The sequence below is a fragment of the Methanobrevibacter sp. genome (assembly GCF_045220775.1).
Classification (GTDB): domain Archaea; phylum Methanobacteriota; class Methanobacteria; order Methanobacteriales; family Methanobacteriaceae; genus Methanocatella.
Genome location: NZ_JBGUWC010000010.1, coordinates 1 through 1,519 on the forward strand (window position 1 = coordinate 1; position 1,519 = coordinate 1,519).

3 protein-coding genes are annotated in these 1,519 nt (G+C 32.7%); all 3 read left to right on the plus strand.

Annotated elements, in window-relative coordinates; translation table 11 throughout:
• On the plus strand, positions 1-135 hold a 135-nt coding region (locus tag ACJROP_RS00290; RefSeq protein WP_406533523.1), incomplete at its 5' end, for a 5,10-methenyltetrahydromethanopterin hydrogenase family protein.
• A 119-nt stretch (positions 136-254) separates the two neighbouring features.
• Positions 255-1,253, plus strand: a complete 999-nt coding sequence (hmdB, locus tag ACJROP_RS00295) for a 5,10-methenyltetrahydromethanopterin hydrogenase cofactor biosynthesis protein HmdB (protein WP_406533521.1) — start codon at positions 255-257, stop codon at positions 1,251-1,253.
• Positions 1,254-1,277: 24 nt separating this feature from the next.
• A partial coding sequence (locus tag ACJROP_RS00300; protein WP_406533522.1) for a FeGP cofactor biosynthesis guanylyltransferase HcgB family protein occupies positions 1,278-1,519 on the plus strand: 242 nt, incomplete at its 3' end.

Here is a 1,519-nt window from a genome sequence, read left to right on the forward strand (position 1 = left end):
GAAGGTATCGACAAAATGGATGAAGCTTTAAACCCAGCTGCATTATTAGGTACCGCAGACTCAATGAACTTCGGTTCCTTAGCAGAACTCGTACCTACTATGTTAGATTATTTAGGTAAAGACGAACAAGAATAAGTTTAGATTGTTGGATAAATTCCAACAATTAATTTAACTTATTTTTTAATTGTTATGAAAAATAGCCATTAAAAAATAAGTTAAGTTACAGATATATATTATATAAAGTTGGTGTAAAATTGATTGATGAAATTTTAAATAAAGCAGAACAAGGACAAGAATTAACTGATGATGAATTTTTAGAATTGTTAAATATCGAGAATGATGAAGATTTGGAAAGATTATTCAAGATAGCGTGCGATATAAGAGATAATCAATCAAAAATGATCAAATTAACATCTACAGTACATCTTACTAACAAATGCCAAATCCAACCTAGATGCGAATATTGCGGATTTGCCGAAGAAACTTCTGAAAAGGGTTATTTCAATGCATTTTACAAATCCAACGATGAAATATTAACTGCTGTCAAATCCATTGAAGAAGCACATATTCCACGTGTAAGCTGTTCTGGAGGATACGGCTATAAAGGAAAACAAGCAGTGAACGCTTGTAGAATTGTAAAAGAAAATTCAAACCTAGAAATTCTTGTCAATGTTGGTGGAGATTTAACTGAAAAATCAGTCCAAGACTTGGCAGAATTAGGGGCAGATACAATTTGTTGTAATCTGGAAACCATAAACGAAGACGTATTCTATCAAAGAAAACCTGGAGACTCACTAGATCAAAGGATATTGACTTGCAAAAGGGTGAGCGATGCAGGTATAGGATTATCTTCAGGACTTCTGTTAGGCCTTGGTGAAAGTAAAGAAGACAGGATAAAACACTTACGTTATTTATCCAACTTCGAAACATTGGAGGAAATTCCAATAATGGGTTTCAATCCATATGAAGGTACCCCAATGGCAGATTGGCCTGCATTTCCACTAAAAGAGCAATTAAAAATGGTTGCAATTACCAGAATAATGTATCCGGAAATTACAATTACAATGCCAACACCAACAGTCGGTCCTGAAAATGTGGAATTTTCACTTAAGGCAGGAGCAAATAACTTAGCAACAGTAATAGCTGATAATTATCCTCATGAAGTTAAAGGAGTAGGATCTCCTGAATACGGTAATTATACAGAAGTTGTTAATGTTATAGAAAAATTAGATTTGATACCTCAAACTATATAATCTCTTTTTTTTAGATATGATAACATGGCATTTGAAAAGATGATAAGAAATGCATTTGAGGAATCTGAAAATGACTGTAGATTCGGAGATACTCTTGAAGAGATAAATGAAATTCAGGAATATATTAAAAATGCTAAAAAAATATGCATACCTAATAAAAATGGAATAAAAGTAGAAGTATTGAACAAGGTTTTAAAAAGTTATGGCCTGCCTGAAGCCAAAATACTTCAAATCAATACAAATACTGCAGATACAAGCAGAATCCC